At 67.4% G+C, this 26,945-nt stretch carries 15 protein-coding genes; 4 read left to right on the top strand and 11 right to left on the bottom strand.

Annotated elements, in window-relative coordinates; all coding sequences use genetic code 11:
• Positions 1–298 precede the first annotated feature (298 nt).
• From drmB to ACZ32T_RS05530, 5 genes are all read right to left on the bottom strand, one after another.
• Positions 299–2,152, bottom strand: coding sequence for a DrmB family protein (gene drmB / locus ACZ32T_RS05550; protein WP_467365480.1), 1,854 nt, complete (start codon positions 2,150–2,152; stop codon positions 299–301).
• Between the two features lie 2 nt (positions 2,153–2,154).
• A complete protein-coding gene (locus ACZ32T_RS05545; RefSeq protein ID WP_467365673.1) occupies positions 2,155–5,406 on the bottom strand; it encodes a helicase-related protein in 3,252 nt (1,083 codons plus the stop codon).
• Positions 5,406–7,319: a UvrD-helicase domain-containing protein gene (locus ACZ32T_RS05540; protein WP_467365478.1), complete on the bottom strand. Its 1,914-nt coding sequence runs from the start codon at positions 7,317–7,319 to the stop codon at positions 5,406–5,408. Before ACZ32T_RS05540 ends, ACZ32T_RS05545 begins: the two co-directional genes overlap by 1 nt.
• Positions 7,316–12,115 carry a DEAD/DEAH box helicase gene (locus ACZ32T_RS05535; protein ID WP_467365477.1) on the bottom strand — a complete coding sequence of 1,600 codons (4,800 nt, stop codon included), beginning with the start codon at positions 12,113–12,115 and terminating at the stop codon, positions 7,316–7,318. Before ACZ32T_RS05535 ends, ACZ32T_RS05540 begins: the two co-directional genes overlap by 4 nt.
• A gap of 122 nt (positions 12,116–12,237) precedes the next feature.
• Entirely contained in the window at positions 12,238–12,612 is a 375-nt protein-coding gene (locus tag ACZ32T_RS05530; RefSeq protein WP_467365475.1) for a hypothetical protein, read from the bottom strand.
• A gap of 322 nt (positions 12,613–12,934) precedes the next feature.
• Between ACZ32T_RS05530 and ACZ32T_RS05525 the strand changes: the two genes are divergently transcribed.
• From ACZ32T_RS05525 to ACZ32T_RS05515, 3 genes are all read left to right on the top strand, one after another.
• Positions 12,935–15,022, top strand: coding sequence for a helix-turn-helix domain-containing protein (locus ACZ32T_RS05525; protein ID WP_467365473.1), 2,088 nt, complete (start codon positions 12,935–12,937; stop codon positions 15,020–15,022).
• Complete coding sequence (locus tag ACZ32T_RS05520; RefSeq protein ID WP_467365471.1) at positions 15,019–15,996, top strand: hypothetical protein; 978 nt, start codon at positions 15,019–15,021, stop codon at positions 15,994–15,996. The genes ACZ32T_RS05525 and ACZ32T_RS05520 overlap by 4 nt, the downstream gene beginning before the upstream one ends.
• Positions 15,997–16,103: 107 nt before the next feature.
• Complete coding sequence (locus tag ACZ32T_RS05515; RefSeq protein WP_467365671.1) at positions 16,104–16,895, top strand: DUF6339 family protein; 792 nt, start codon at positions 16,104–16,106, stop codon at positions 16,893–16,895.
• 52 nt (positions 16,896–16,947) lie between these two features.
• Here ACZ32T_RS05515 and ACZ32T_RS05510 read toward each other — a convergent pair whose 3' ends face one another.
• The 6 genes from ACZ32T_RS05510 to ACZ32T_RS05485 form a co-directional block, all read right to left on the bottom strand.
• Positions 16,948–18,195, bottom strand: a complete 1,248-nt coding sequence (locus tag ACZ32T_RS05510; protein ID WP_467365470.1) for a DNA cytosine methyltransferase — start codon at positions 18,193–18,195, stop codon at positions 16,948–16,950.
• A 42-nt stretch (positions 18,196–18,237) separates the two neighbouring features.
• Positions 18,238–19,218: a DNA cytosine methyltransferase gene (locus ACZ32T_RS05505; protein ID WP_467365468.1), complete on the bottom strand. Its 981-nt coding sequence runs from the start codon at positions 19,216–19,218 to the stop codon at positions 18,238–18,240.
• Positions 19,211–19,666: a very short patch repair endonuclease gene (locus ACZ32T_RS05500; RefSeq protein ID WP_467365466.1), complete on the bottom strand. Its 456-nt coding sequence runs from the start codon at positions 19,664–19,666 to the stop codon at positions 19,211–19,213. The genes ACZ32T_RS05505 and ACZ32T_RS05500 overlap by 8 nt, the downstream gene beginning before the upstream one ends.
• A gap of 20 nt (positions 19,667–19,686) precedes the next feature.
• Entirely contained in the window at positions 19,687–22,605 is a 2,919-nt protein-coding gene (locus tag ACZ32T_RS05495) for a Z1 domain-containing protein (RefSeq protein ID WP_467365464.1), read from the bottom strand.
• A 45-nt stretch (positions 22,606–22,650) separates the two neighbouring features.
• Positions 22,651–24,180: an ATP-binding protein gene (locus ACZ32T_RS05490; RefSeq protein ID WP_467365462.1), complete on the bottom strand. Its 1,530-nt coding sequence runs from the start codon at positions 24,178–24,180 to the stop codon at positions 22,651–22,653.
• A gap of 125 nt (positions 24,181–24,305) precedes the next feature.
• A complete protein-coding gene (locus ACZ32T_RS05485) occupies positions 24,306–25,232 on the bottom strand; it encodes a TetR/AcrR family transcriptional regulator C-terminal domain-containing protein (protein WP_467365460.1) in 927 nt (308 codons plus the stop codon).
• Between the two features lie 114 nt (positions 25,233–25,346).
• Here ACZ32T_RS05485 and ACZ32T_RS05480 point away from each other — a divergent pair, with 114 nt between their 5' ends.
• A complete protein-coding gene (locus ACZ32T_RS05480; protein ID WP_467263066.1) occupies positions 25,347–26,912 on the top strand; it encodes an MFS transporter in 1,566 nt (521 codons plus the stop codon).
• Positions 26,913–26,945 lie beyond the last annotated feature (33 nt).

The raw sequence follows: 26,945 nt of genomic DNA, 5'->3' as shown, positions 1-26,945 counted from the left end.
GTAAAGGACAGTTCACGGGTGTAGCAGAGGTGGCGGACGAGTAGAGCTGGGGCACTTCTGGGCTTTCCTCAAAGATCAGGTATCAGGCCGGGCTTAATGCCAAGCGCCAGCACGTCCTTGCGGACGGCCGCCACGAGCTGCGCGATCTCCGACGCAAGCACATCCCAGCCAACTGGCGAGGTCCATGCGCCTGGCTCGGAGACAGAGCCGGCCCGCCATCCCTCGACAGACCCCACAATCCGCGCCTCACCCACGGGTGTTGGTCGTGTCGGCTGCTCGACCACCTGAGCGGTGCGACTCAGAGGGTGAAGAACCCAGGCACCCGACCATCCGGCGTTCCCACCAAGGCGGCGCGGTCGAGCAAAATGTTGTTGTTCTCGCAGCTTGTTTCCGGGAGGAGCAGGCAGGCGTGGCAGGCAGCCATGTTCAGGCTGTCCGCGCCGCTCGCCTCCGCCTCCATGCACAGAGGATCGTTCGAGCACCAACTCGCCCTGCGCAGAGCGGCCCGGAGGGAGCAGTCGAGACGGCTCGGTTCACCCTGCGCGACGACGCCGCCGAGGCTGCCGGCGGAGTCACTGGTGGCTGTATAGATCAACACGCCAGCCATGTTCTCGTCACTGTAGAGCCGTTCTCGCAGGGACGCGGCCGGATAGCCGCCGTCCAAGCTCCATTCGTTGATCAGTATGTGGGCCAAGGCGTGCAGAAGGAGGAAGCGCGGCGTCGCCGGTGAGGGAGGAATCGGCTTGGCCGAGTCGCCTGCCCGTGCCGCCAGCAGTCTCTCGTGGTTTTCGCGGATCCGAGCGGCGCGAGCCACCTGAGCCGGTTGCTCCTCCCATGCCCGCAGCCGCTCCTGATCGAGACGAAGGAACACACCCTCGCCGCTTACTTCGAAAGCCGGAAGCCAGCTCGGCTTCGTCAACGAGAGGGCTGCCTGGCGCAGCTGGGAATCGGCCGGGCTCGGCTCCTCCACCCGTCGGAACGATTGCAGCGCACGTACCTCGCGCAGTCGCTTGACCAGCATGACCTGTGCCAGTCCGTGCGACGTGCGCACGGCGTCGATCGACGTAATGGGGGGCTCGCAGACGAACTCTTGCTCCTCCTCGGCATCTTCGGGATGTGGCGCGGACAGACTCCGGTACTCGCCCTCGTAGAGCTTCCGCCGGTAGTCGCCTGCACGCTTTGCAGCTTCCGTGTCCTCGTCCTGTGCCGCAGCGGCGATCTCGACCGCACGCCTTCGCTCGACTTCTGCCACCACGTCGTCGTCAGTGTATTTCGAGTGAAGCAACAGCTTGCTGACGCGTACGAACGTCTTGATGGAGGAGGGATTCTCCTCCTTCAAGCCGTCGTAAAAAGGGGCGACCAGCTTGGCGATGCCCTGGCTGTACGGCGGGATCGACAAGGCCGAGTGCATGACCGGGAACCAGACGGAGGAGGAACCACGTTGGAGGGTGCGCGGTGCCTCCTGGCAGCCCTCGGCCGGAGCATCCTTGAGCCAGGGGCGACGGCCGCTGCACCGGATGCCGAGGTCCCTGAGCGCCTGGCGCCGGAACGATCCCTCCATGGAAACCTTCTCCACCCCGCAACTGCAACCGATCAACACGGCGCGCAGGGACGCGGTCGAGCCGTCGGTCTGGAAGGTCAGTTGGCCACCGCAGCTGCCGGTGCCCGTCCGGTTGCCCCGGTGAACCCACTTCCAGTAGGGGAAATCCTCCAGATGACCATGGGTGCACGCGATCACGAACCGGGAAGGCACCAAGCTCTCCTGGCATATCGAACACTCTGCTCGCCCGGCTGGTGAGTTGAACTTGCGGAAGGGTTGCAACTGGTGGCAGTGAGGGCATGAGTACATCTCCGGAAAGCGCACCGCTCGCACCCCGTCCTGTGCCGAGTCTGTATCTGGAGCGGGGGGCATGCGGAATCCGGAGACTCCCAGCTGCCAAGCCAAACGGGGTTCCGAGATGAAAGGTGCCTCTGAAATGTCCCACGAGTCGATGCCACGAACGAGAAAGGACTCGTTCTCGACTGCGATCATGGCTCCGACGCCGTAGGTCGTGATGAGCTGCGCGCGACGAATCTCTCCGAGCTTTCGGGCGCTTCGTGCCGCTGTCGAGGGAAGGCCGCGACGGCGGGTGCGGGGCGGTACGGGGCCCATGATCAGCGCTCCTCGAAGAAGGTGGACGAGGCGTCTACGTCTCGCAGGCTCCACAGTGTCTTCCACGGCGACACGTAGGCCGACTCGTCGTCGTAGTTGGCCAGCAAAGCGGTGCTGCGCGACCCACGTGGAGCCTCGTACACGAGGTTCGGATGGTCGTGTGCCTCTTCCCGCCACCATTCGACGAATTGCTCGAAGGCTGCGGTGGTGGCCTCGATCTCGGCCGGTTCGACCGCCGCGACCCGGTCGAGCAGCACTCTTCCGACTTCGTCGTGGAGAGCGGTGAGGAAGTCCTCCACGTGGGCTGCCGCTTCGTTGGCCCGCGCGGCAGGCAACATCAACCGGGCCAGGGCCACTACCACGGCGTGCAGGCCTCGGTCGCGGGCCCGGGCGGAGAACGGTGTGACGCTCGTGGACTCCACCTCGCGGTACAGGGCGGAGTGAAAGCTCTGGAAGTCCTCGTAGTGAGAGCGATCTCGCGACCTGGTGGAGTTGAGCATGATTGCGACGAGGCCCGGGTGTTGTCGGCCGACACGACTCGTTGCCTGGATGTATTCGGCAGTGGTCTGCGGTTGCCCCATCACGGCCATCAACCCGAGTCGATCGACATCGACTCCGACGGAGATCATGTTGGTGGCGAGCAGAACGTCGAGCGCCTCCGGGCTGGGGTGCGGTCGCTCGACATCCTTGAGCCGGCGGGAGATGTCGCTGGCGCTTGCTCGGCTGCTCAGCTCCGTGAGAGCGTCCCCCCGGCGCGCCTTGAGGCCGTCACGTGTCGCGAGGTGCCCCAGCCGCTCTTGCACGTCGTCGAGAACCTGGAGCTCTGCCGCCGACAGCAGGCGCAGGCTGTTGAAGTAGCCGACCAGTGTCCAGTACGCGTCTTTCACCTCTGGCGGAGCATCGTGGGCGTGAGCCCTGTGAAGCAGGGCTGCGTAGACGCGGATCAGCAACGTGGCCTGGCTGGTGCTGGAGGTCAGCAGGCCGACGTAGCAGCGTGCCGCCTTGCGCTCACGTGGTGTCTCGACGGCGAACCAGGAGTCCCTCGCGTCGAGGCCGCCGGGCGGGAACTGCGCCACCCTACGGTCGAACAGCCGGGTGCCCTGCTCGCCGGCGCGTCGGATGGTCGCGGTCGAGGCGATGACCTTGGGACGCTCGGCCAGCGCATCGACGGCCGTTTCGTACAGGCCGGTGAGCGTGCCGAGTGGGCCGGAGATGAGGTGTAGCTCGTCCTGCACGATGAGTTCGGGCGGCCTGATCCCGTCGATGTCCCGGTTGAACAGAGCCGCTGACGCGGGTCGCCAGGGCATCGAGGCGAACTTGTCGACCGTCGCGATGACCAAGGTCGGGCGATGGGCGTAGACGGCTTCGTCGACGAGGTGCACCGGCAACCCTCGTCGGAAGGCACAGCTGCCCGAGGGGCAACTCACTGCCATGCGCCTGGCGTTCTTGTCGACCGCGTAGTCACGGGCCCGCAGTGGCTCACCGCACCACGGGCAGTTGCGCAGTTGGACCGGGTTCTCCGTCTGCAACTGGAGGGTCTCGTTGCGCACGAGGTCGGTGAGCTTACCTTCGGCTACCGCCAGCGTGTTGGGAGTAGCCGAGCGGCCCACCCACATGCCGATCGATATTTCCTCGCGTCCCAGCCGCGCGGGATCGGCGGCCCGCAGCAGGTCCATGGCGCAGATCAGCGCTGCCGCTCTCTCGAACTGCTGGAGCGTGAGCAGCCGGAGCGTGTACCGCATGAGCACGGTGACGCCTCCCCCTGCCACCCCGTCCCGCAACCGCCGGAGGAAGGTGGTGAAAGCGATCAGCCCGAGGTACGCCTCAGTCTTGCCACCGCCTGTGGGGAACCAGAGCAGGTCGGAGACCTCTCGGTCCTCGTGGTCCGGATCGACGATTCCGGCCAGGCAGAGCAGCATGAAGGACAGCTGGAAGGGCCGCCACCGTCCTGCCTGTTCGTCCGGCCGGCCGGACCTGCCACCCTTGATCCACACGGTACGTGCCCGCTGGTCGGCCATGGCGAGGTTCGCCAGCCGGAACGCACGCATGACGTCCGGTTGCTCGGCGTCCTCCAGCAGAGCCACACCTTGACGCATCCGGCTCAGAGCTCGGCGGCACAGCAGGACCTGATCCGCCGCAGCGGTACCGTCCTCCGTGCCACTCAGCAGACGTGCCTGGTCCTCCTGGGTCAGGATCCAGCGTTCGTACCCTGCCAGCAGTGCGCGCAAAGCCGACACGACCTCGTGGGTCGGGTCGGTTCCCAACCGGTACATGGTCAGTGGCTTGTCGTCGATCGCGGGATTGGAGTCGGTCAGCAGCACCTCGTGGGAGGGGACGAGCTCGGTCCGCAGAGCGGTGACCGTCGGGCGTTCGATCGATACCGATCCCACCGGAGGTGGCGTCCAATCCCATTGCGCCGCGCATCCGTGGCCGATGGCGAAGCTCGGGACATGGCGGTGCAGGAGCCGGCTCAGAGCCTGCTCCGGGTCGACCGCGCCGAGAGTGGCGGGCCGCACCACGAACATCGGGCTGATGCCGTCCTCCGCGGTGACGCTCAGCACCGGCTGGTAGAAGCAATGCGCGTCACGGAGGTCGTACCGACCGACCTCAAGGCTGTTGACGACAGTGGCCGTCACGGTCACGGTCCCGTCCGACGTGGATCGGGGACGGACCAGCAGACGCAGTTCCAGCCCCGGGTGAAGAACGAAGGGATCGAGCAGCCCGGGCCGAGTGACGTCCACATCAACTGGTTCGATCCGCAAGGCGGAACGTCGCCAGTGCTCCCGCTGGGCCTTCGTGCTCCGCGCCTCGGTCCGCTTCGCGGCCACCGGCTTCCCCTCGGCATCCTCGGGAAGGTAGACGGCGGTACTCACGGTCAACCGTATCCGTTCCGAGACCGCCGGATCGACGGCGAAGGTGAGACCGATGGACGACGGCATCCGGACGTTCGCAAGAGATACGCCCAGGTCGCCGGGCCCTTCCTCGACATCTCGACGGACGCCGAGAGGTACCGTGTCGAGCCCGTCCCGCTCGGATTCCAGCTCCCCGTGCTCCACCGCGCCGGCCTGGGCGGAGCTGCCCGACGCCTCCGGGCGGGAGCGCGGAAAGAGCACGCCGACCGGGTACATGGTGATCGGCGCGTCATCCGTCAGCACCTCGTCAAAGCCCCCCACGGGACCGAGCAGATCCTGGCGGAGCGCTGCGAGGAGCGAGTCACGCATCTCGTAGTGCGCCTGGTGGGTCGCCCCGCTCATTATTCGTCCCCCTCGGTGTCGGTCGCGTACCAGCGGAAGCGTCCCAGGCCGCACAAACGGGGTGCGACCCAGGCGCCGTGCGACCCCAGGCCTGCAGCTTCGGTAGCGGCGGGGCTGCCCGCCACCCCCTCCACACATTCGACCCTAAGGCCGGTGATCAGAGGTGGCCATCGATCGACCTCCGAGTGGGATGTGCGGCGCAGCAAGCGGTTCAGATGGGTCCGGAAACGCTCGGACACCACGGCGATCTGTCGCCCTCCGACCACTACCGCGTAGGGAGGCGACTGGTCGGAGTCGATCGGAATACCGTGCAACAGAACCAGCTGTGCCTCGGTGCCGGCAGGGACATCGGTCACCAGGTGGTGCCGGAGCTCCTCGGCGTCCTGTCGAAATCCCTCTGTGCCGGGAGGCTGGTCGTGGGAGACGTCCGAACCGATCAGCTCGATCCCGTTACGTGCCCAGGAACTGCGACCGCCCAGGTACCAACGGTCGATCCTCTTGTCCTTCCGAATGAGCCACGAGTTGGGTGCGTCCAAGACGTAGACGTCGTCCCGGGCGCGCGTCATGGCCACATAGAGCAACCGGGCCTCGGCAGCAGGGTCGTAGTCGTTCTTCTTCTTCCTGACCTGGGCAGGCTCCTTCAGTACGCGTGGTTCGACGATCAGGATCCGATCGAACTCCAGGCCCTTGGCCCGGTGCATCGTCGATATCACGAGAGAGGACGGCTGCGCCGCGGTGAGCTCGTCCGGCAGCCTGCCTTCGGCGAGTGCGCGGTGCAGAGCGACGACATCGAGAGTCCCGCGACCACGGCCGCGCGCCACCTTTCGTACGGACCGCCACAGCGCTTCCGGCACACTGCCGGCGGGGACCGGAAGATCGGCCAGCAGCTCCTCGAAGCGCTCCTGGGTGAGGGCGCTCGTGCTGGTCGAGGCGAGGAGTTCGGCGATCCAGACAGGGGCGGAGCGCTCGCGGGCCGAACGCTGCAGCGTGTGCGGTACGTCGGCTGCGGCGAGGATGCCGGACAACGTCAGTGCCTGACCATTGTCGCGGCACAGGATGGCGGTGGTGTCGGGATAGTCCCGGAGGGCCGCCCGTACGAACTCGTGCTCCAAGCTTCCGAAGTTCGGCGTCGACAGCAGCAGCGCACGGAGATCACCGTGGATACGCTCCGCTTCGCCAGCGGCTGCGGCCCGATCGCGAGGCAACCGCTGCAAAGGGGCGCCGTAGGGCAGAGCCATCCGAGCTGCATCGCTCCGGGCCCGGAAGTTGTCGCCCAGGTGCAGCTCCACCAGTTCCTCGCCAAATGTGGCACGCACCCACTCCAGGAAGCGGTCGGTCTCCTCGGCGCGTTGTTCCGGGTCGGACACCTGGAAGCCGTACACAGCCTGGGCCGAATCCCCCACCACGGTGAATCCGCTGTTCTCCTGGAAGCGGTCGAGCAGCGCTTCGACCATCTCCCGACGGACGCCGACAAGGTCCTGGACCTCATCGATCACCACATGCGCGGGCACGTACTCGCCACCCTCGACCGCTCCCTTGTCGATCGCGTCGGTGGCCGCCTCTATGCGACCGTCGAAGGAGTACGTCGCCCAGTCCACGTCCGGGTAGGCGCGGTTGAGCAGTGCGGAGGCCCAGCCGTCGAAGGTCTGGACACGGATGCGCTGTGCGGCGGCGGCGTGCCGCTCGATCCGCTCCGTGAGCTCGCGTACGGCGGCGCGGGAGAAGCTGAGTACCAGGATCTCCCCGGCCTCCAACTCCTCGCGGTCCACCAATACGTCGAGTCGTCGCACGAGGGTGTGCGTCTTACCGGCGCCTGCTCCGGCCGTGACCAGGACCCGAGCGTCCCAGGGCTGGTCCACCACGGCTTGCTGCGCAGGAGTGAGTCGATGCTCGGTGAGGGGGGTGGCGGTCACTGATTCCCGTCCCACAGGTACTCGAACTCGGTGAATGCGAGCGCCTCACCGTAGTTGGTGATGTTGTCCCGCACGTTCAGGATGAGGCAGTTCTCCTTGCCACCGTTCTTCGGGCCACGCAGGCCACGTCCGATCATCTGCTGGTAGATGTTCGGGCTGTACGTCGGGCGGGCGACGACCACGGCACGAGTTGCCGGCGCGTCGAAGCCCTGGGTGAGCACACCATAGTTCGTGAGCACCTGGGTCCTACCCTTGCGGAAGTCGCTGATCCGCTGACGCCGTTCGTTCGTGGGCGTACTCGAGTCGATCGCCGCAGCCTTGATGTCCCTGTCTCCCAGTTTGGCCGCGAGCAGCTTGGCGTGGGCGACGGAGGTGGCGAATACCAGTACCGGCCAGTCGGAGGGCATGGCGGCGATCTCGTCGACGATGCGCTGACTACGGTCGTGGTCCTCGGCAAGCCGCTGTTCCGCGCCTTTGGGCAACGTGGCGAACGTGTCGGACTGGGCCCGCTCGTCGGCCGTCAGGGCGATGGCAGCGCCCTTCAGCTCTCGGTGCCGTACCTGGGCCAACACTCCGATGTCCTGCAACGACTTGATGGCGACGGACAGGTCGCCGTCGAAGACCCCCGTGTCCAGCCGGTTGCCGAAACGCTGAACCAGGAGCCGGGTCAATTCCGCGTTGTTCTTGTAAGGGGTCGCGGTCAGACCGACCAGATGACGGCTGGTCCGGTGATGTGTGAGGCCGAGTTGCTCAAGAAGACGTGTGTAGCGCTTGGACATCGCGGTGTGTGCCTCGTCGACGATGACGAGCGAGGCCGACTCCCGCAACCAGGTGTAGTTCTCCTCCGTCATGCAACGGTCCAGTTTGGCGTCTGTCGCGACGACCAGATGGGGCCGTCCGTCGACCGGGGTGGCCTCGTTCGACGCCCACAACCGGCTGATGACGAGGGGGTGCTCAGGGCCGACCTTCGACCAGACGAAACTCCAGCTCTGTACAGCCTGCTCGCAGAGCTCTTCGGTCTGAGCGATCCAAAGGACCGGGCCCGGAAGAGTCTCGCGGTCACGGATCCAGCGGATCACGCCTTCCGCCGTGACACGTGTCTTACCGGCTCCGGTCGGCAGGCTGAGCATGCCGCGCTGCGGCATCGGGCTCTCCAGCAGTCCCAGAAGTGCTTGGGCGAGGTCTTCCTGATACGGGTGCAGGGCCGGGAACTCGATCGGACCTTCCACCTCCAGGCGTGCTTCCAGGGAGGGCACCTGGGCGCCGGCGAAGGAGTCCGGGAACCCGAGATCGGTGACGAAGAGCAGGGCCTTCTGGCCCCCGCTGAAGGACGCGGGCGCCCGGGTGGGGAAGTTCAACGTGAGATCGTGGGAGTGGATCCGCAGGATCGCCTCGCCATGGGCGTTGAACGCCATCTCGGCGACGCGGCGAGTGCTCGGTTCGCTCCCGTGCTCGTGGAGTTCGCTCTCCATGAGCCCGGGCGGAAGCCCGCCCCGCAGGGCTTCCTCGCCGATGAGCAGAGCGATCTTGTCGATGACGCTCTCGGCCTCCCGGACCTCGCGCAGCCGCTTCTGGAGGGCCTGATCGTGCTCCTGCCTCTCCTGGAGGGCAAGGGCCTGGCTGCAGCCCGCCAGCCCGAAGCCCCATTTGAACTCCTCGTCCGCGGCCTGGAGCACCTGGAGGCGTTCGAGGGAGTCCAGGACGAAGAGGGTCTGCCCCTTCCTGGCGAACGTGAGGGGCTTTCGTTTGCTGCCCATGGGAGTACGCATGACATGGGTGAGCTCGGAGCAGCGCTGAATCTTGTAGTTGCTTCCTGCCTGACCGAGGCGGGCCTTGACCGTGGGGAACTCCTCGATGAGGGAGGAGGCCCGCCCGATCTTCACCGCGTCGATCTCGCGGCTGATGACGTCGGAGACCTTGAGCATGCCCCAGTCCTCGATCATCGCCTTGGCGGAGGCGGCGTCGGCCTTGTCGGCGACCAGCAGCGCGGGGAGCCCTTCGCGGACGAGTTCCTTGAATTCCGGGGTGCTCGTCGCTACGGCGATCTCGTTGTCCGGGCGTCCTTCCCAGGAGTTCCCCACGCGGCACCGGGTGAGCACATCGTCCGGGAACTCGAACTCGACGCGGTGCAGGAGGGCATAGGCATGCCCGATGAAGGCGTCGTCCTCGCTCTGCAGGAGAAGGTCCAGCAGCTTGCCCCAGCGACGTGCGGGGACCTCATCGGTGGTCGTGGGCATGCTCAGCCGTCGCGCCGCCTCGTCCGAGATCTCTGCGACGGGCAGCACGGAATGAAAGGCCTTGAGTTGGGGACCGACGGCCTCGGACACGCGGGTCAGACCCATGGAGGTGCGTACGAGGCCGTGCCTGGAGATCATCCAGCGCAGCGGAGACACCACGGGGCTGCGTGTGTTGCCGTTGGTTCCGTACCGCATCTGCCAGTGCTGCGAGATGTCGGACGGAGGCAGGGCGGACACGAAGGCGCCACGGCCTTCGTCGGACAGAACCGGCAGCAGGTGCAGCGGGCCCAGGGTCGCGGCGCCCTCCACGACGAGGCGGGAGATGTTGGGGCGCGGTGACGTGCTCGGCAGGCCGCGAAGGTGCTTCTCGTGCACAGCCTGTCGATACTCCTCGAACCAAGTCTCACCCTGCGGCCGATGGCCGCCGGTCGGGCGGTCGGACAGCCCGAAGTCGCGGAACACCGGCCTGTCGCTGTCGTGGAAGTCCATGTCGACGGTGAGGCCCTTGTCCCGACTTCCGTCGGCGGGCACCACCGGTCCGGGCAGGAGACAGTCGCGCATCGGTCGGTACCGGCCGTCCAAAGTCCGGACGCGCAGCGTATGCGAGGGCTTCGGCACCTTCGCGCGGATGCGTTCGGTCTGCGCACTTCCCCCGGCGCTCCGGAGCAGGACCCAGAAATTGGACCAGGCGTCGGTGTCGTAGGTGGCGAAACCTTGGTCAAGGACGCCTTCGAACCGCCCCTGCGCGTCGGCGACCCGGATACCGATGTTGTGCAGGTGCCTGGCCATCTCGGGTCGATCCGAGATCGACGGGTGCACATAGACCATGTCGTCACGGAGGGTGTCGGCCGAGGTCCGGTGGTAGATCTCTCCGGCGACGGGTGCGACCATCCCATGGCCCTCGGTCAGGACGATCTTCGCCCGGCGAGCTGCGGCGGTGATCGCTGAATCCTCGCGCAGCCGTCCGGCCTGGTCTTTGAGCACCATCAGGGAGAAGATCTCGATGGCGTGGGTCGATGCTTCCGCGGAGCCGTCGGAGACAAGAGCTTCGAGCCAGTCCTTGACGCTCTCGGGCGTCTTCCCCGCCTGCTCCAGGATGTGGTTCATCTTGCCGCGTCGAACAGTGGTGTCGGACGCGTCGACGGACGGATGGAGCCAGCCGGCCGGGCGACCGCTGTACTCGGACCAGATCTGGACCCATTCCTTGTCCAGGCCAGGAGGCGTGATGAAGAGCTCACGAGGCCGCTGGAGCACGCCGTTCTGATCGGGCAGGGAAGGGCTTTCGGCGGCGTACTCCCAAACGCGGCGCAGGAAGTACTCGTCGGCCCAGTTGAGCTTCTCCTTGGTGCGTCCCGGCAGCAGGGGGAGGTAGGCGGCGGGATCCTCGGCGGGCACGAGCGAGGGCAGGGTATCGATCACCAACCGTGCCGCGACCTGGAGGAGTTCACGGTTGAAGGGGCTTCCGTCGAGGAGGTGCTGGCGGTCCTCGTTCGTCTTCCACGGCGCGTTGAGGATGCCGGTCAACGACACCTCGTACTTGGTGGGGAAGAACGCCCAGAAGGACCCCTTGCCGACAGGTACCGTGTGCAGGCCGTTACGCACGGTGTACTCCGGCATCGCCCAGGAGACCTCCAGTACGGGCCGGCCGTGAAGCTCGCCCGCGCTCTCCTCGGCCTCGCCGGCAGGGGAGTAGGAGGCCGAGAACACCTTCCACTGTTCCGTCGTCTGCTTGGCGCCGCTCGCCACCTCCTTGAGCGTCCGGTAGTTGCCCTTGTGTTCGATCGAGATTTCCCGGCGGACCTGCGGCATGGAGCGACGGTCGTGCAGGAACAATTCGCCGACATGGGGGGAGAACAACTGGAAGTGGGCGGGGAAGGCGTCGGTCTCACGTCCGTTGCGCCCCCTGTGGCCGACGATGTCGCGGGCGAGGCGCTCAGCCGCCCCCGCCGTCAGGGGCAGGCGGACGACGGTGGTGGCCCAGCGCAGCAGCTTGTCCAAGGTGTCGTCGTCGGCGCGTTCCTGTTCGACGTCGAGAGGACGGGCCATGCGGAGCACCGGGGTGTCCATGTGGAGATCGCCCTGTTGTCCGAGAGCCTGCGCGATCTCAGCAGCTGACCACTCCTTGTCGAAGCCGAAGCCGAAGGCGCCGTTCCCGCTGAAGAACTGGGGGGAGTCGCTCACGGAGAGAACGGACTTGACGCCGACGCCGAACCGGCCGATCTGCCCGCCGCGCTTCCGGGAGACGCCCATTCGCAGGATCGTCTCGGCTCCCTCCGGCGTGACAGGGCTGCCCACGTTCGCGCAGTAGAGGAAGTCATCGGTGAGGACGACGTGCAGCTTGCCGCCGGGTGCGGCCGCGATCTCGTCCGCCGCGTTCTGAACGAGTTCGTACAACTGGCGCTCGCCGTAGCCGCCTTGGGTGATGCGGCGCTCGCCGTTGGCGTGCTCCTGTATCAGCCCCGGATCGACCTGGTAGGTCTTCAGGACGGTGGCGGACTGCCGCATCACGGTTTCGATCACGGGCGGGAGCGAGGAGTCGGCGAGCTGCCGGTCGGTCATGAGGTACCTGTTTCAAAGGTTGAACGAACCGAGGACGCGCGGGGGGAGTGGGGTGCCGGCGTGTATACCGGCACCCCACGGAACGACGTGGAGCTGCTACGTGGAGGGTGCAGCCAAGGGGCTCAGATGCCAGTGGTCGTGACCGTGGTGACGGTCGTGACGGTGACGGTCGTCGTCACGACGGTCACCGTCCGCCCGTTCGTCCGGACCCGGCGGGTGCGGGTGACCTGGTAGGTGCGAGGGCGACCGGCGTTCCGAGGGGTGCTGGGGCGCCGGGTGGCCCGAGAGGTGCGACGCACGGGAGGGTCGGAAGGGGTGGCGACCTGCTCCGTGGGTGCGATGGTGCGCGAGGGGCGGGCGAGGCGCCGCCGTTCCGCCGCCAGGGCCTGGGGGTGAATGCCGTGAGATGCCAGGAGCTCGGCCTGCAGCTCCGGGTCCTGCAGCTCGTCGTACTGCCGGACGAACCAGGTCATCCAGGCGTCGTCGTCATCGATCATTTGGGGTTCCCCTCCCAGTAGGTACGCCAACGAGCGCTTTTGATCAGTTGGAGTACATAAAGACCGCTTTGTGATCGAACATGAGGGCAGAGCTCTCCCGCCTTCAGGAGGCGCATCCCTCAACGGCCCGAACCGGGTTGGGAGTTGCCGAGATGAACGCTAGCACGTACTGATCGGCCAGCCGATCAGAAGCGGGAAGAATCAAAACAACCTCTGCTGGCGCTCGGACGGACCTTGCGCGTCAAATGACATTTGACGAAGCGCTGGCGTCAAGTGCGGTGCTACCGTGTGTCCCCGCTCGGCATGAGGAAGGAGTGGGGCAATGGAGGACAGCGAGGACTTCGGTGTCTGGCTCGGGCGGCAGCTCCGTCGCAAGGGGCTGTCGCAGCAGGGGCTCGGCCAACAGCTGGGTCTGACGCGTGCGGCTGTCTCGGCGTGGGTGACGGGCAGAGCCCGGCCGAGGCCCGAGGTGTTGGTAAAGATCGCCGAGATCCTGGAGACCGACGTCGCCACCCTGATCACCAGGGACGCCGACGCCGGTTCGGACCGGCCGATCAGCTGGTACCACCGGGTCGCGCACCAGGACGGTGGCCGGGAGTACGGCAACGCGGCTGTCTTCGCTTTCGACGCGAACCTCGCTGTGCTGGCCAGGGAAGTCACGCAGAACTCCCTGGACGAACGACTGGATACGGCGCGTCCGGTGCGGGTGCGGTTCACCCTGCACGAGCTCACCGGCGAACACCTGCATTCCTTCCTGTCCGCACTGAAGTGGGACGAGCTCGAGCCCCATTACGCAGCGGCGGCGCAGTCCCGGCACAAGGTGGGCAGGGCCCTCGCCGAAGGGCTGCGAGCGCTGCGCGAGGACTCCTCCCTCCTGCTCCTCAGGGTCGACGACTACAACGCCTCGGGTCTGACCGGACCCGAGTACGGAGACGGTCGATACGCCGCCGTGGTGCGCCGGCAGCTCGACAGTCACAAAAGCAACGACCGAGCCGGTGGCTCGTACGGCTTGGGCAAGGCCACCCTGTGGGCGGCGAGCCGGTTGGGCCTGGTGCTGATCAACAGCACCCTGTCGGAGACTCATGAAGGGCGGACGGTCCGTCGGGTGGTCGGTCGTCTGGACCTTCCCTGGCGGGAGGTCGAGGGAGTCGCCTACGCAGGACCCGCCTGGCTCGGTGAGCCGGACACGGAGAAGGAGCACGAAGGTGTGGCCCGGTCCTGGTGGGCCGACGAAGGGGTGGTCGCCGATCTACGCCTCGATCGGGACAGTGACGATCCGGGAACGTCTTTCCTCGTCGTCGGTGCTCACGACGCCGCCGGGAGCAACCACAGCTTGGAGGACTTGCACGCGGCCCTCGGCCAGGCGCTGTCCGACAACTTTTGGGCCGCCATGACCTCGGGCCGTTCGACGTCAGCCATGCTGGAAGCCTCTGTCCGCGCACTTCGCAACGGTGAAGTCGTGGTTCATGAACAGCGAGTCGACCCACTCGACCGGCACCCGGCGCTGGTCCACGCTGTCCGGGCATACCTCGACGGCGAAACGGTCGACGAACTCACAGGCCCTGACCAAGTGGCGGCCAGGGACGTCCACTTCAGTGTCCCGTCGCCGCGGGCCGCCGGGCGCGGAGCCAGAGGGCATGACCATCGTGCCGTACTCCTTGTGACTCCCGCTGCGGACAACGACGAGAAGCACAGCCGCATCATCTGTATGCGCGGCACCCGTATGTCCGTCACGGCCCGGACGCCACGGGGCCTGGGTGCAGGAGGGGATCCGTTCCAAGCGGTCCTGCTCGCCGGGTTCGCCACAGGTGAGGACGGTCCGGCGACGCATGCGGCCGAGGCATTCCTCCGGGCCGCGGAGCCGCCGGAGCACGACAGGTGGGGGACGACCGAGGAGCTCACCGCCGCCTACGCCAACGCGCCACGGCGCTTGACCGAGTTCAACACGGCCATGGATGCCGCCCTGCGCAGTGTGATCGGTCGGCGGACCGTCGGTGCGGACTCGACCGGCCCGGAGATCCTTCGAAAGCTTCTGCGTATCGATGCGCCTGCGGCCGCGAGCGGTCGACGGAGCACAGGGCACCCACTCGTGGACCGGGTCGTCGGGAAGGTGGACAGGGAGGGGGCCTGGACCCTGGACGTGTCACTCACCGTCCCGCAACGCGACAGCCGTTGGCAGCTGCTGCCGGTGGTCAAGTTCGATGTGAGATCAGGGGGTCGCCCCTCGTTGGAATGGGCAGACCTGTCCGCCAAGGAGAACTGCCAGGTCGTCGATGGTCGACTGCTCATCGACCCGGATGTGCGATCGGCGCGCTTCGGGGGCGTCACGGCTGTCCGCAGCCACCCTGTGGCCGCTGCCATGGCCGGTGTGATCGTGGACATCCAACAGGCACGGGAGATTTCGGCGTGAGCACTGTGTACGCGTACCCGACCCTGATCGGGAAGATCGAAGTCACCGTTCGAGGGGCGACCATGGACGGGAGGCCCCTGCAGCTCTCACTGATCTCCCAGCGCGATCAGGTCGTCGCTTTGCATCAGGTCGAGCGGGACGACTGGACCGAGGGTGTCCTCGACCTGGAGGTCTCCCTCCCCACAGACGAGCTGGACGAGGGCCCGTGGTCAGAGGTCAGCTGCGTCGCCGTACTGACCGAGGGCGCCACCAACACCCGTGTTGTGACTCGGTTGGAGCGCCGTCGGGGCGACGACCATTGGCGTGGTGAGGTCCGGGTGCGCCGCTCCACCCACGCGGCACGCGCGCTCCTCGATGTGAACGTCGTCGGCAGCCACGGGGGGATCGACGGGCGCGTCATCGGCAGGACGGACACGCCCTGGGTCGTGGACCTGCTTGCCCGTACGCCGACCAGGCAACGCGATCTGGAGATCCTGGAGATGGATTTCCGGGAGGGGCCGCAGGATTGGCTGCGCCGCTTCGTGGATGCACCTTGGCTGATCGACACCGGCGGGGAACTGCCGGCGATCCTGATCAATACGTCCTTCGAGGGAATTTCCGAGCTGCTTTCCGGTGCTCGTGGTCCGTTGGAGAAGGCGACCGCCGGGATGGTGGCCGCGCAGATCGCGGGCGAGGCATGGGCGACCATGTTCCACTCGGCATTGAGCGACCTCGAATTCGATGAGGACGGCACCCCGCACTTTCCTGGCGGATGGCGGGAGTCGGTGCTGCGCTCCATGCTTCCTGAGGTGTTTCCGGGTATTCCCCTCGCCGAAGCGTTGGCAGAGGCACACAGCCGTCGAGGCGACGGCCGGGGATGGGCGGAGATCCAGTCGCGGATCCACTACGCAGCGGGAAGACGAGGGCAGGTGCCCAAGAATCTGACGGCAAATATCCGCGCCGTGAATCGTGCTCAGGAAGGTCTGCGTCGATGAGCCCACACCATATCGAGCCTCCCGAACGGCTCGCTCTGCTGCCGGGCAATGCAGCCACGGCCTTCCTCACCCACGGTGTACGCGCCGGCAAGGACAGCTTGCCGCAGGTGGCGATACTTCGGGCGAGCGAACCGATCGAGAGCGACTCCGTCCGATGGAGCGTCGAACCGGTGCGAGAGCTTTTCGACGAGGCTATGAGCCGGTTCGATGAAGCGAGGACCGATGCCGATGCCTGGGTGGCGCCACGACTGCACGCGACCTTGCGGATGACCCGTGGCGAGGCGGCGAACCCCGGCCTATGGAACTTCCTGGCCTTGGCCGTGGCGCCGGACTACGTCCTGTGGAGGCACCTGCCGCTCGGAGGGACCGACGACGATCCCAAGAAGGTCAGCGGCGTCAGGTTCGTAGGCCCCCACTACACTCAGGCCTTTTCCCGGCTGTGGTGGACGGCCGAGATGTTCAGGGACGGTCCCGATTACGCCTCCGCGGAGATCGCCTGCGGGAACCAGGACATGATCAACACCGCTCTTCGGCTCTCCACCATCGATCACAAACCCACCGCTCTGGCCCTGGTGCGGGTCCTTGAGGGCCTGTTGCGAGAGGGAACCACGCGACTCGGGGATCGAGTCAACGCGCTGTGTACGGCGGTCAACGTAGCCGGTAGCACGCTCATGTACGAGGTGATAGCTCCGGACGACGTACCGGATCACTTCGCACTCTCCGACTGGATCGAAGATGTGGAATCGGCTCCGGCCGTCCCGTGGGACCGACTCCCCGAAGGGCCGGCCGACGGCACCGCCCGGCGCTCCTCCTGCGAGGTCCTTACGCGGATGTTCGAGCGCTTCGCCGCAGAGGCGCCGTTGCGGGACAGAACTCGTTCCGCCGCCTCACAGGACTGAAAAGTGCACGTGCGTCCGGACGGGGCCCTGCCGTGGCAGGGCCCCGTCCGGCTCATGCGTCCTTGGTGAGGACCACCTCATCCGATGCACCGTCCGAGTGCTTCGGTTCCCAGGTTGCCAGCTTGTTGATCAGTTCCTTGCTCGGCGGGCCGAGCCGGAGCGCACTGCTGAGAATGTGCAGGGACAGGAGGGGCGGAATGGCGTTCCCGATCTGCTGGGCCACGTCGGTGGACCGCCAGGGGTACCGCTTCGGAAACGACTGGAGAAGGCCGGCTTCCTCGAATGTGAGCCGCTCCAACTCCTCACCGATCTCCTTGGTCCCGAGCTTGGTCTCTTTGAGAAGGAAGACTCGGTTGCGCCGGACCTTTCCGGTGATCGTCGCCGCGGGCTGGTCGGATGTGCGGCGGCCTCGGTTCTTGGGGTCGCCCCCTGATCCGTAGTTGGAGACCACTTCGAAGTCGCGTGGACGCTCACTGAGTACGTCCTGCATGGCTACCCAGGGCTTGACCGCAGTCTTCTCTTTTCGAGGCGAGGGGAACAGCAGTTCCTCCTGGTCGCGCTCCGAGGCGTGCTGCTGAAGGAGGCGAGTGGTGCCCTTGCTGTAGCGCTGGTGAGTAGCCCGGGGAAACTCCACACGCCGTCCTACGTTCTCCGGGTCCCACTGGGCGATCAGGACGGCACGGCGGCGTGTCTGCGGAACGCCGAAGTCCTCGGCGTGCAGTACGTGGGCGTCGGCGGCGTAGCCGACCTGCCTGAGGAGCTTGGCGTAGTGCTTCCATACGGGCAGGACGGTGGGTACCTGCTCCAGTACGACAACGTCGTAGCGCTCTTTCTCCTGCTCGAGCTCGGCTTCCATGATCCAGCGCAATGGCTGAAGGACGAGACCAGTTCGTTCGTCCGACATCTCGTCGGTCTCGGCCTTGACGTCCTTCCAAGCGGCTTGGAAGGAGAGGAGGTCTTTGTGACCGATCAAGCGAGTGGCCAAGCGCTTGACGTCCTCCAGGGCTTTGTGGCCCTTCCGGTTGCCGGCCACGGAGAACGACTGACACGGTGGCCCGCCCGTGAGAACATTCGCGCTTCTTACCTGTCCATCGCACGGATTCAGTACAGCCACATCTTTTTCCGTGGTGGTCAGAAGCCCGGCCGCCTTGCGCGTAGCGCGTGTCGCGTCGTCCCACTCGACCCCGATGCTCTCCAACCCCATCACCGTGGCCGCGATGTCGAGGCCGCCGGGTCCGGCGAAGAGATCCACGATGCGGAAATCCGCAGGTAGGCGTGGTGGATGGGGTGCAGAGGTCATAGGCGAAGTGTAGCCGGCCCCCAATCAAGATCAACTCGCAATTTAGTCATGGTTGATGCGTGGGCGGTCAGGCTCGAGAGCTTCGGCGAGGGCGTTCCCCAGGGCCCTGCCGACCGGCGGCGGCGACGCGTGCCCGATCTGGCGGTACCGAGCCGTCTTCCTGCCCGCGAACAACCAATCGGCCGGAAAACTCTGCAACAGCGCGGCCTGCGCATCCGTGAGCTTGATCAGACCCGGGCAATCATCGACCTCAGGCCCCGGGACCTCGTCGGCGAGTGCGCCCCCGTTGACCCCCATGCGCGCCCAGGCCCTCTTCGTCCCCGTCGGTCCCAGATCCGCTCCGCCACGGTTGTCCGAGCCGCCGACGAGCGTCGGCGCCACGCTGAGAGCCTGAGTCGCCCAGGCGTCAGCGCCGGGCCAACCGCGTGCCGCCATGGAACGACGGAGGGCCGTGCCCACCGACACGTGCTTTCCGACCGTCGGCAACGGCGGCCGGAAGCGGTCGGAGTACCGCTCCTTCAAAGCGACCAGCACGCCCTGTTTGCGATCCTGCGGTACGCCGAAGTCGGCCGCGTTCAGGACGAACCAGTGCAGCCGATATCCGAGGTGTTCCAGCTCTTTGCGGATGAATGTGCGTAGGGGCTCGAATTCCGGAGCTGCCACGAGCCCTGGCACGTTCTCGATGAGGAGAGCGCGCGGTTGGATGGAATGAGTAAGGAGAACCGCTGCCTCCACAAGGCGCTGCTCCTCCTCGGTCTCCGCCCTGGCGGTGGTCGCACTGGACTTCACCCGAGGTGGCCCTGCCGAGAGTAGATCCACGTCGTAGGTCTTCGGGTAGTCATCGGGTACGAAGTCCAGGAGGTCCATTTCCAGCACGTCCCATGCCGGACGGTTCAGGCGCAGCGTCTGGCAGGCCACCGGCTTGTTGTCCACCAGCAGCACCGGCTCGAAGCCGGCCTGCTCCAGGCCCAGAGCCAGCCCGCCCGCGCCCGCGCACACATCCACGAACCGCAGTTCACTCACAGGTCCCACCCAGCCCTTGTGCTCCTCGACGAAATCGTTCCCGGTCGACGACCTTCGCCACTTGCTCGGCCACTCGAAGCGGAGCTTCGTGTTCCCAGAAACGCAGTACCGTCCACCCCGCGGCGGACAGGTGCTCCGTGGTCTCGACGTCCCGTGCCATGTTGCGATCCAGCTTCTGGCGCCACCACTCCGCGTTCGACTTCGGTTGCGTGGCGTGTTCGGGGCAGCCGTGCCAGAAGCACCCGTCCAGGAAGACGGCCACCTTGGCCCGTGTGAAAGCGATATCGATCGTGCGCCGGGACATATGTGGCACGCGCTCGTTGAGGCGATAGCGGTAACCGGAGGCGTGCAGCAGCCTTCGGACCGCCACTTCGGGCGCGGTGTCGCGGCGTGCCTGGCGGCTCATCCGGGCCGAGACGCTTGGGGAGGACGGTTTGGCGGTGCTCATCACTTCCCAGTTTCCTACGGTCAGCCCTCTTCGCGATCAATGACGGCGATATTGCTCCTGCTCGAATCGATCGCACGGAAGCGCACCAGACTCCTCCGCCCGCTGTCCGGAGACGTCGGTGCGACCAGAGAGAAGGCCATGACTACGTCACCCGGGTCTATCGCGCCACCGGAGGAGAGCCGAGGCTCGCTCTCGATCAAGGGGTAGAGGACCAGGACACCACGTCGGTCGCGGGCGAGTGACTCGACCAGAGGGTCCTGGGAGTCCTTCAGCGCACCCGCCACCCGCAGGGCGACCCCACGGTGCTTGGGCTCGCTGATCGCGCCGAAAAGATCACCACGGCGCCGGGTACGGCTCGCCAGCGAGAGGGGACGTGAGCCGAGAATGGTCGCCTCGACCCTACGCACCGACGTCTGCTGCGGAACGACGACCAACCAGTCGTCGATGACGTTGCCTGCCTCGGCCGCCGAGACGAGAGCTTCCAGGTGAGGCGAGAACTGGGCGGGCGCGGACCACTTCAGATCGCACAGGATCCCGAGCAGCGCGCCGTGGTCGAGCGTCCCCAGCGCGGCTTCGTAGCTGTCGTCCCGGCCGTGCTCGATGGAGGAGCACCGCAAGGTGACGAGGGCGGGATCCAGAGCTTCGAGAGCGGGGCGCCACGCCTCCGTGTTGTGCCGCAGGTCCGCCGCCCCCGTCGGGTAGGCCGTCGGCTCCACCCACTGCCCCGGCGACCGGATCTCCACCAGCTCCGCGTTGAACATCTTGTTCCGGGCCGCCGGCTTCAGCCATGCCAGGTGCTGCGAGACCAGCGGCGGGATCTGGGCCGGGGTGACCTGGGGCTTGCCGTCCACCAGGGTGGCGTAGCGGGTGAGCTGGGTGCGGAAGGTCTCCTCGTCGCGGCAGATGGCCTCGAAGGCCTCGTAGAGGTCGACGGTCTTCTTCTTGCCCATGGGGACTTCGCGGCCGATGTAGAGGCGTACCAGGTCGCGGTAGCCGGGGCGGAAGCCGAACCAGCGGCCCATCTGCATGAGGGTGTCGGCCTGCTGGGTCGTGCGGCGGTAGTACGTGACCGTGAGGCCCTCGATCGTGAAGCCGCGGGAGAGCTTCGTGCCGCCGACAAGGATCTTCCACACATGCGGTGTCCGGTCGAAGTCGAGCTCCGCCTGTTCGTAGTCGCGTTCGGTGGCGCCGTTGACGATGATCACCGGTTCGCCGCCCGAGTTGATCAGCTGGCGGGCCCGGGAGACGTACGGCCTCAGATCGTCGTACGACGTCGGGACCGGCAGGCCGTCGTCCGCGAAGCGCTGGAAGTCGTCGGCCAGCAGGGCGGCGAGGCGAGCGTGGCCCTCCTGGCCCGTATAGGCCGAGCGGTGCCACATCGAGTTGATCCGCAGGGCGAGGGCCGCGTGTTCCCGCTGCTGCACGGATTCGTGGACGAGCATCGTGTGGTGGCGGAACGGCTCCTCGGGCACGCCGTTCGCCACCCGGTACAGCTTCAGCGCACCGGTGAGGACGAAGGCGTCCAGCGCTTCCTGGAGGCGGTCGCCGGTGTCGTCGTAGATGCCGCGGATGTGCGTCTCCTCGGCCGAGCCCTCGCCTTCGAGGTCGTGGAAATCCTGTACGCCCATGTAGCCGGTCGGCCGCGGCAGCGAGATCAGGAAGTCCCGGGGGAAGATGTCCTCCTCGTCGCCCGGATCGACGAAGACGTTGGCGAACGGTGTCGCCGTGTAGCCGACGTACTGGGCGCGGGGCAGCAGGCCGAGCAGTTGCGTGATCTGGCCGTTGATCGCCTTGCGGGCGACCTTGCCGTTCTCCCACTTCTTCGGGTCCGTCGTGTTCACCGACGCCTGGTCCGACTCGTCGTCGATGATCAGTGCCGGGATCTCGGAGAGGATCGGGCCGATCTTCTTCAGGTCCCTGAGCAGCTTGTCCAGCACGTCCGCGTTCTTCTTCACGACCATCACGCGAGCGGCGGCGTGGTGCAGATTGGCCGGGTCGTACAGGGGCTGCGTGCGGACCTGCTTCTCGAATTCGAGCGTCCGGATGCCGTTCAGCAGGCTCTGGTAGTCGTTGTCCCGTGTCGTGAGCCGCTCGATGTCGAAGGCGCCCAGCGTGGACGGACGTCCGCCGTGGCTGACGAACTTCGCCGGCCAGTCCTCGTCGTCCTGGTAGTCGACACCGACGAGCGCGTCCGTGTCGGCCGGGTCGGCGCCGCGCAGGATGTTCTCCTGCCCTATCAGCTCCATGTCCAGTCGGCGCTGGGTCTGGCCCCGAAGGAGATTCAGGGTGCCGCCGAGGATGATGACCAGGCGGTAGCCGGCGTCGATGGCCTTCGCGGTGACGCCCGTGAAGTTGGCCGTCTTTCCCGACTGGACATAGCCGACGACCAGGCCCCGGGCCCCGTACGCCTCGGCGCGGGTGGGATCGGCGAGACGCTCGACCACCGCGTGGCCGGCTTCGTCCAGGCTCGACACGGCCGCGTCCGACCAGCCCTTGCGGCGCAGCGTCCGCTCGTACGAGTTCCAGTAGAAGGCGCGTGCCGCCGCCATGTCCCTGGAGTACCAGGACGTGAACTCCTTGCTGATGACGGTGGCCCCGGGCTCCTTGCACACCGGCACGGCTTCGTCCAGGGCCTTGCGCAGGTCCGTACCGAAGCCGAGACGGTCATGCACGTCGGCTCGCCTGGCGTCCGTGCGCGGCGGTGCCTCGGACCAGTCCGCCTGCTCCGCCAGGTCCCAGGCGGTCAGCGTGCGGTGCCACAGTGCGATGAGCTCGTCCCCCGGGCCGGCCGCGACGATCCGGTCCCGGAAGTGGCCGAGGTCGATGTCGGCCGGTTCCTCCGTCTCCGAGAGCACGAAGGCCAGCTTCGCGAACGCCTTCGGGCCCCGGCGCATGGCCGCCAGGACGTCGCCGTGCAGGTTGAACAGGTGGTCGGTCATGGCGGTACGGACTTTCTCGGGGAGGGGCGGAGTGCGGCGTGGGCGTCAGCGAGTCATTTCGCAGCGTGCCGCTGTCACCAGGACGCTGTTCCACAGGGCGAGCTTGTCGGCGCGCGTGGCACGGACCCGGGACTTCTGGAAGATCTCCTCGACCATCAGATAGAGCATGCTCTTCACGACCGGGGCATCGTTGAGGCCGCCCCTGCGACCGCCGTTGAATGCTGTTCTGTACAGCTTGTTGAGCCTGATCTCACGCACGTCGCGGTCGAGTTCGAAGAACAGGTCCGGCGCGAGGGACGCCCAGCGGAAGGTGATCGGTTCCTCTCCCTCCAGCGCGGGCAGCTCGTCACGCAGCGTCCGTCGCAGCTTCGGGTCCAGCCCTTTGCCGGCGGGGATGACCGCGTCGCGCGTCACTTCGGTGACTCGCTTGGCAGCTTCCCGGTACGTCGTCTGTGCCTCCTGGACGTACTCGCCGAAGGTGTGCCCCGACGCGTCCGTCGCCTGTTCGAGCCCACGCGCGAATGCGGGGGTCACCGTCACGCCGTCCTTCTTGACCGTGAGGCTGAAGACATCGTTCGCCCCGGCCGGCAGGTCGATCGCGACACGGGCCAGCGCGAGGTGGCCCTCGGCGCTGCGTGTGCTGTTCCATCCACCGGCCTGGACAAGCCTGTTGTTGCGGTAGATGTAGAAGCCCTGCCGCTCGGCGAGCGGGCCGATCCCACGGAAGCTGACCAACGGGGACTTCGGCTGCCAGATGTGAGCGGTCAGCGCCACGTCACCGACGCCCGCGACGGGAGCGGTGTACGTACGCGGATATCCGGCCCGGCCGGGGACGCGGTAGCCGAAGGGGTCGATCGGTTCGACGCCCCGGTGGTCCAGCTCCTCCTTGGTCGCGACGTCCTCGACCACGATGTCGACGTTGAACGAGTCATCGGCCAGGAAGCGGTGCAGGTGGAGCCCCAGGTGGGTCTCCAGCTTCTCGATCGCGTCGTCGAGATATCGGTCGGCCTGTCCGGCGGTGACCGTGTCGAAGGCGCGCACCTTGTCCCAGCGCACGATGGTGCCGTGCCACTCGATCAGGCCGTCGTAGCGGTCGACGAGGTCCTGGCAGTAACCGGGGTCCACGATGTCGCAGGTGAAATCGGCCTGGGCGCGGGCCGTCAGCCACCGGCGGCCGGTGGACGGACTGCGCTTGGTGCGGCTGATCACCGTGAGCGAATCGGCGTGCGAGAGGGACGCGGCCTTGAGGCCGGCACCGAAGTGGCCGAGCGCGTTCTCCCCGTACTCCTGTCGCCCGCCCACGGTCATCGCGGTGTCGAGCGTCTCGTCGTTCATGCCCCGCCCGTCATCGACGACCAGGAGGCTGACAAGGCGGTCCTCGTCGCGCAGAAAGCTGATGACGACGTTGCGCGCACCCGCGTCGATGGAGTTGTCGACGAGGTCGGCTATCGCCGCCTCGAAGCCGTACCCCTGATGCGTCAGTGACTCGACATAACGGGCGGCGGGCGGCAGCCGCTTGCTGCCGCTCGTCGGGATCTCGTACTGCCAGTCCGACGACGGCTGGTAGGGCGGCATGGGCTTCCTCGCACAGACGGAACGGGGCCTGCGTGGGGGGAGTGGCCCGGAGCTGGTTGTTGAATGTGATCGTATTGCAAAGGTGCGACATGGGGGAATTCCCCGATGAATTCGTCCCGTGGCTGTTACAGGTTCGAGGCAGGCCCGCGACCGGCCCCCGCCACCAGCCCCTCCACCCCGTCCAGCACCCGTGCCAGGCCGAACTCGAAGAGGGTGTCGAGGTCCAGGTCGAAGCCGTCCTCGTCGAAGAGCGTGGCCAGCACCGGGTAGGCCGTGGATGTCTGGATCGCGTCCATGCGTTCCCCGGTCGCCGCCATCCATTCGTCCGCCGTCATCCCGCTGTCCTGGAGTGCCTGGGACTCCAGCTCCACGGCCATCGCCACGCCCTGGGCGTAGCCGAGCACCGTGAGGTGGACGTGCAGCATCTGTTCCGGGGTGAGGCCGATGCCCCTGAGGGCGGTCAGGACCCGCTCCGTGTACTGCATCGCGTTCGGGGAGGCCATCGGGCGGGTGAGGCCGGCCATGGCGCGGGCCAGCCAGGGGTGGCGCTCGTACTGTCTCCACAGCCAGCGCGCCTCCCACTCCAGCAGTGGGCGCCAGCCCTTCGGGCGGGGGCCGGCCGGGCCGCTGCCGAACACCGCCTCCGCCATCAGCCGGACCAGCTCGCCCTTGTTCGGGACGTGGCGGTACAGGGCCATCGTGGAGGTGCCGAACTCCGTCGCGAGGCGGCGCATCGAGAGTGCGGGGAGGCCCTCCGCGTCCGCGAGCGCGATCGCCTTACGGATGACGCGTTCGCGGCTGAGCTGCCGGCCCGGCGGCATGGCGCGCTCCCGGCCGCTCTTCGCGACCACGGTGCCGATGCCGGGCACCGCCCGCACCAGGCCCTCCTGGCCGAGCACCCCGAGGGCCTTCGTCGCCGTGGCCATCGCGACGCCCCACTCCTGCGTGATACGACGCGTGGAGGGGACCGCGTCACCCGGGCCGAGCTCGCCCGAGGCGATGCGGCGGCGGATCTCCCCGGCGATGCGGAGGTAGGGCGGTTCGGTGGTCATGGCACCACCGTACTAGTGCACCTGGGGCGCCCGTACCCCTGTCAGCTGGGGGTTCGTGCCGGTGCACTAGGAAGCTGTTTGCGGTGTACGTCGCGGCCCGCTTCCGTGCTGCACATGGAGAACACACCCGGCCCCCGCGCGGGCCGCAAGGAATGGACCGCCCTCGGCGTCCTGATGCTGCCGTTGCTCCTCGTCTCGATGGACGTGTCCGTCCTCTACTTCGCCATCCCCTCCATCAGCCAGGACCTGGAGCCCAGCGCCACCCAGCAGTTGTGGATCCTGGACGTGTACGGCTTCGTGCTCGCCGGCCTGCTCATCGTCATGGGCGCCCTCGGCGACCGCATCGGGCGGCGCACGCTGGTCCTCGCCGGAGCCGCTGTCTTCGGCGCGGCCTCGCTCGCCGCCGCGTACGCGCACTCCGCCGAAGTGCTCATCGGCGTACGCGCGTTGCTGGGGATCGGCGGTGCGGCCCTGATGCCCTCCACCCTCGCCCTGATCCGCAACCTCTTCCACGACGCGAAGCAGCGCGGGCAGGCGGTGACCGTATGGACGGGCGTCATGACCACCGGTATCTCGCTGGGGCCCGTGGTCAGCGGGCTGCTGCTCGAACACTTCTGGTGGGGTTCGGTGTTCATCATCAACCTGCCCGCCATGGCGCTGCTGCTCGTGCTGGTGCCCATCCTGGTGCCGGAGACCGCCACCACCGCCCGCGGACGGTTCGACCTGCTCGGCGCCGTCCTCTCGCTCGGTGCCCTGCTCGCGGTCATCTACGGCATCAAGGAGTGGGCCCGGCACGGTTACGAACCGCTGCCCGCGCTCTGCATCGCCGCCGGGCTGGTGCTCGGCCTCGTCTTCGTACGCCGTCAGAAGCGCGTCGCCCACCCCCTGATCGATCTCGGCCTGCTCGGACGGCGTGCCTTCGGCGGGCCGGTGGTCGCCAACCTGCTCGCGATGTTCGCCACGGTGGGTATGGCCGTCTTCGTCACGCAGTACCTGCAGTCCGTGCTCGGCCTGAGCCCGCTCACCGCCGCGCTGTGGAGCCTGGTGCCCGCCGCGGGCGTCGCCGTCATGGCGCCGACCGGGGCCGCGCTCGCCCAGCGGACCGACCGCGCCTATGTGATGGGAGGCGGCTTCCTCGTCGCCGCCTGCGGATTCCTCTGGCTGTCCCAGCTGCGTACGGACTCGCCCCTGTGGTTCGCGCTCGCCGGCGCGTCCGTCTACGCGGGCGGTCTGGTCGCCTCCATGACCCTCGCCAACGAGCTCGCCCTGGGCGCCGCCCCGCCCGAGCGCGCCGGATCGGCGGCGGCCGTCCTGGAGTCGGGCCAGGAGCTGGGCGGAGCCCTCGGCATGGCGATCCTCGGCTCCATCGGCGCCGCGGTCTACAGCCGGGACATGGCCGACGCCCTGCCCGCCGGGACGGCCCACGCCGACGTGGTGCGCGAAACCCTGGGCGGCGCCGCCGCGGTCGCGGCCGAGCTGCCGGCCGCGGCGGCGGACACCGTGCTGTCGGCAGCGCGTGAGGCCTTCACCCACGGGCTGGGCATCGCGGCGGTCGGTGCGGCGGTGGCCATGGCCGGGGCCGGGGTGTTCTCGGCCGTCTTCCTGCGGGGCACGTCCGGACGGACGCCCGCCACACCGCCGCCTTCGGACCGCAGCCGGCCCACGGCGTCGGCACGCTGATCCAACGGGTGACCGCCGAGGGCTCACCGGCAC

It is taken from the genome of Streptomyces sp. NPDC023573 (assembly GCF_055559735.1).
The sequence above is the reverse complement of the archived record's forward strand: the minus strand, read 5'-3'. Positions and strand labels throughout refer to the sequence as shown.

Coding starts and splice junctions, on each gene's coding strand:
- ACZ32T_RS05535 (WP_467365477.1), bottom strand. CDS start 12,115: ATGACCGACCGGCAGCTCGCCGACTCCTCGCTCCCGCCCGTGATCGAA.
- ACZ32T_RS05545 (WP_467365673.1), bottom strand. CDS start 5,406: ATGAGCGGGGCGACCCACCAGGCGCACTACGAGATGCGTGACTCGCTC.
- ACZ32T_RS05510 (WP_467365470.1), bottom strand. CDS start 18,195: ATGACCTCTGCACCCCATCCACCACGCCTACCTGCGGATTTCCGCATC.
- ACZ32T_RS05490 (WP_467365462.1), bottom strand. CDS start 24,180: ATGCCGCCCTACCAGCCGTCGTCGGACTGGCAGTACGAGATCCCGACG.
- drmB (WP_467365480.1), bottom strand. CDS start 2,152: ATGGGCCCCGTACCGCCCCGCACCCGCCGTCGCGGCCTTCCCTCGACA.
- ACZ32T_RS05525 (WP_467365473.1), top strand. CDS start 12,935: ATGGAGGACAGCGAGGACTTCGGTGTCTGGCTCGGGCGGCAGCTCCGT.
- ACZ32T_RS05480 (WP_467263066.1), top strand. CDS start 25,347: ATGGAGAACACACCCGGCCCCCGCGCGGGCCGCAAGGAATGGACCGCC.
- ACZ32T_RS05500 (WP_467365466.1), bottom strand. CDS start 19,666: ATGAGCACCGCCAAACCGTCCTCCCCAAGCGTCTCGGCCCGGATGAGC.
- ACZ32T_RS05530 (WP_467365475.1), bottom strand. CDS start 12,612: ATGATCGATGACGACGACGCCTGGATGACCTGGTTCGTCCGGCAGTAC.
- ACZ32T_RS05485 (WP_467365460.1), bottom strand. CDS start 25,232: ATGACCACCGAACCGCCCTACCTCCGCATCGCCGGGGAGATCCGCCGC.
- ACZ32T_RS05495 (WP_467365464.1), bottom strand. CDS start 22,605: ATGACCGACCACCTGTTCAACCTGCACGGCGACGTCCTGGCGGCCATG.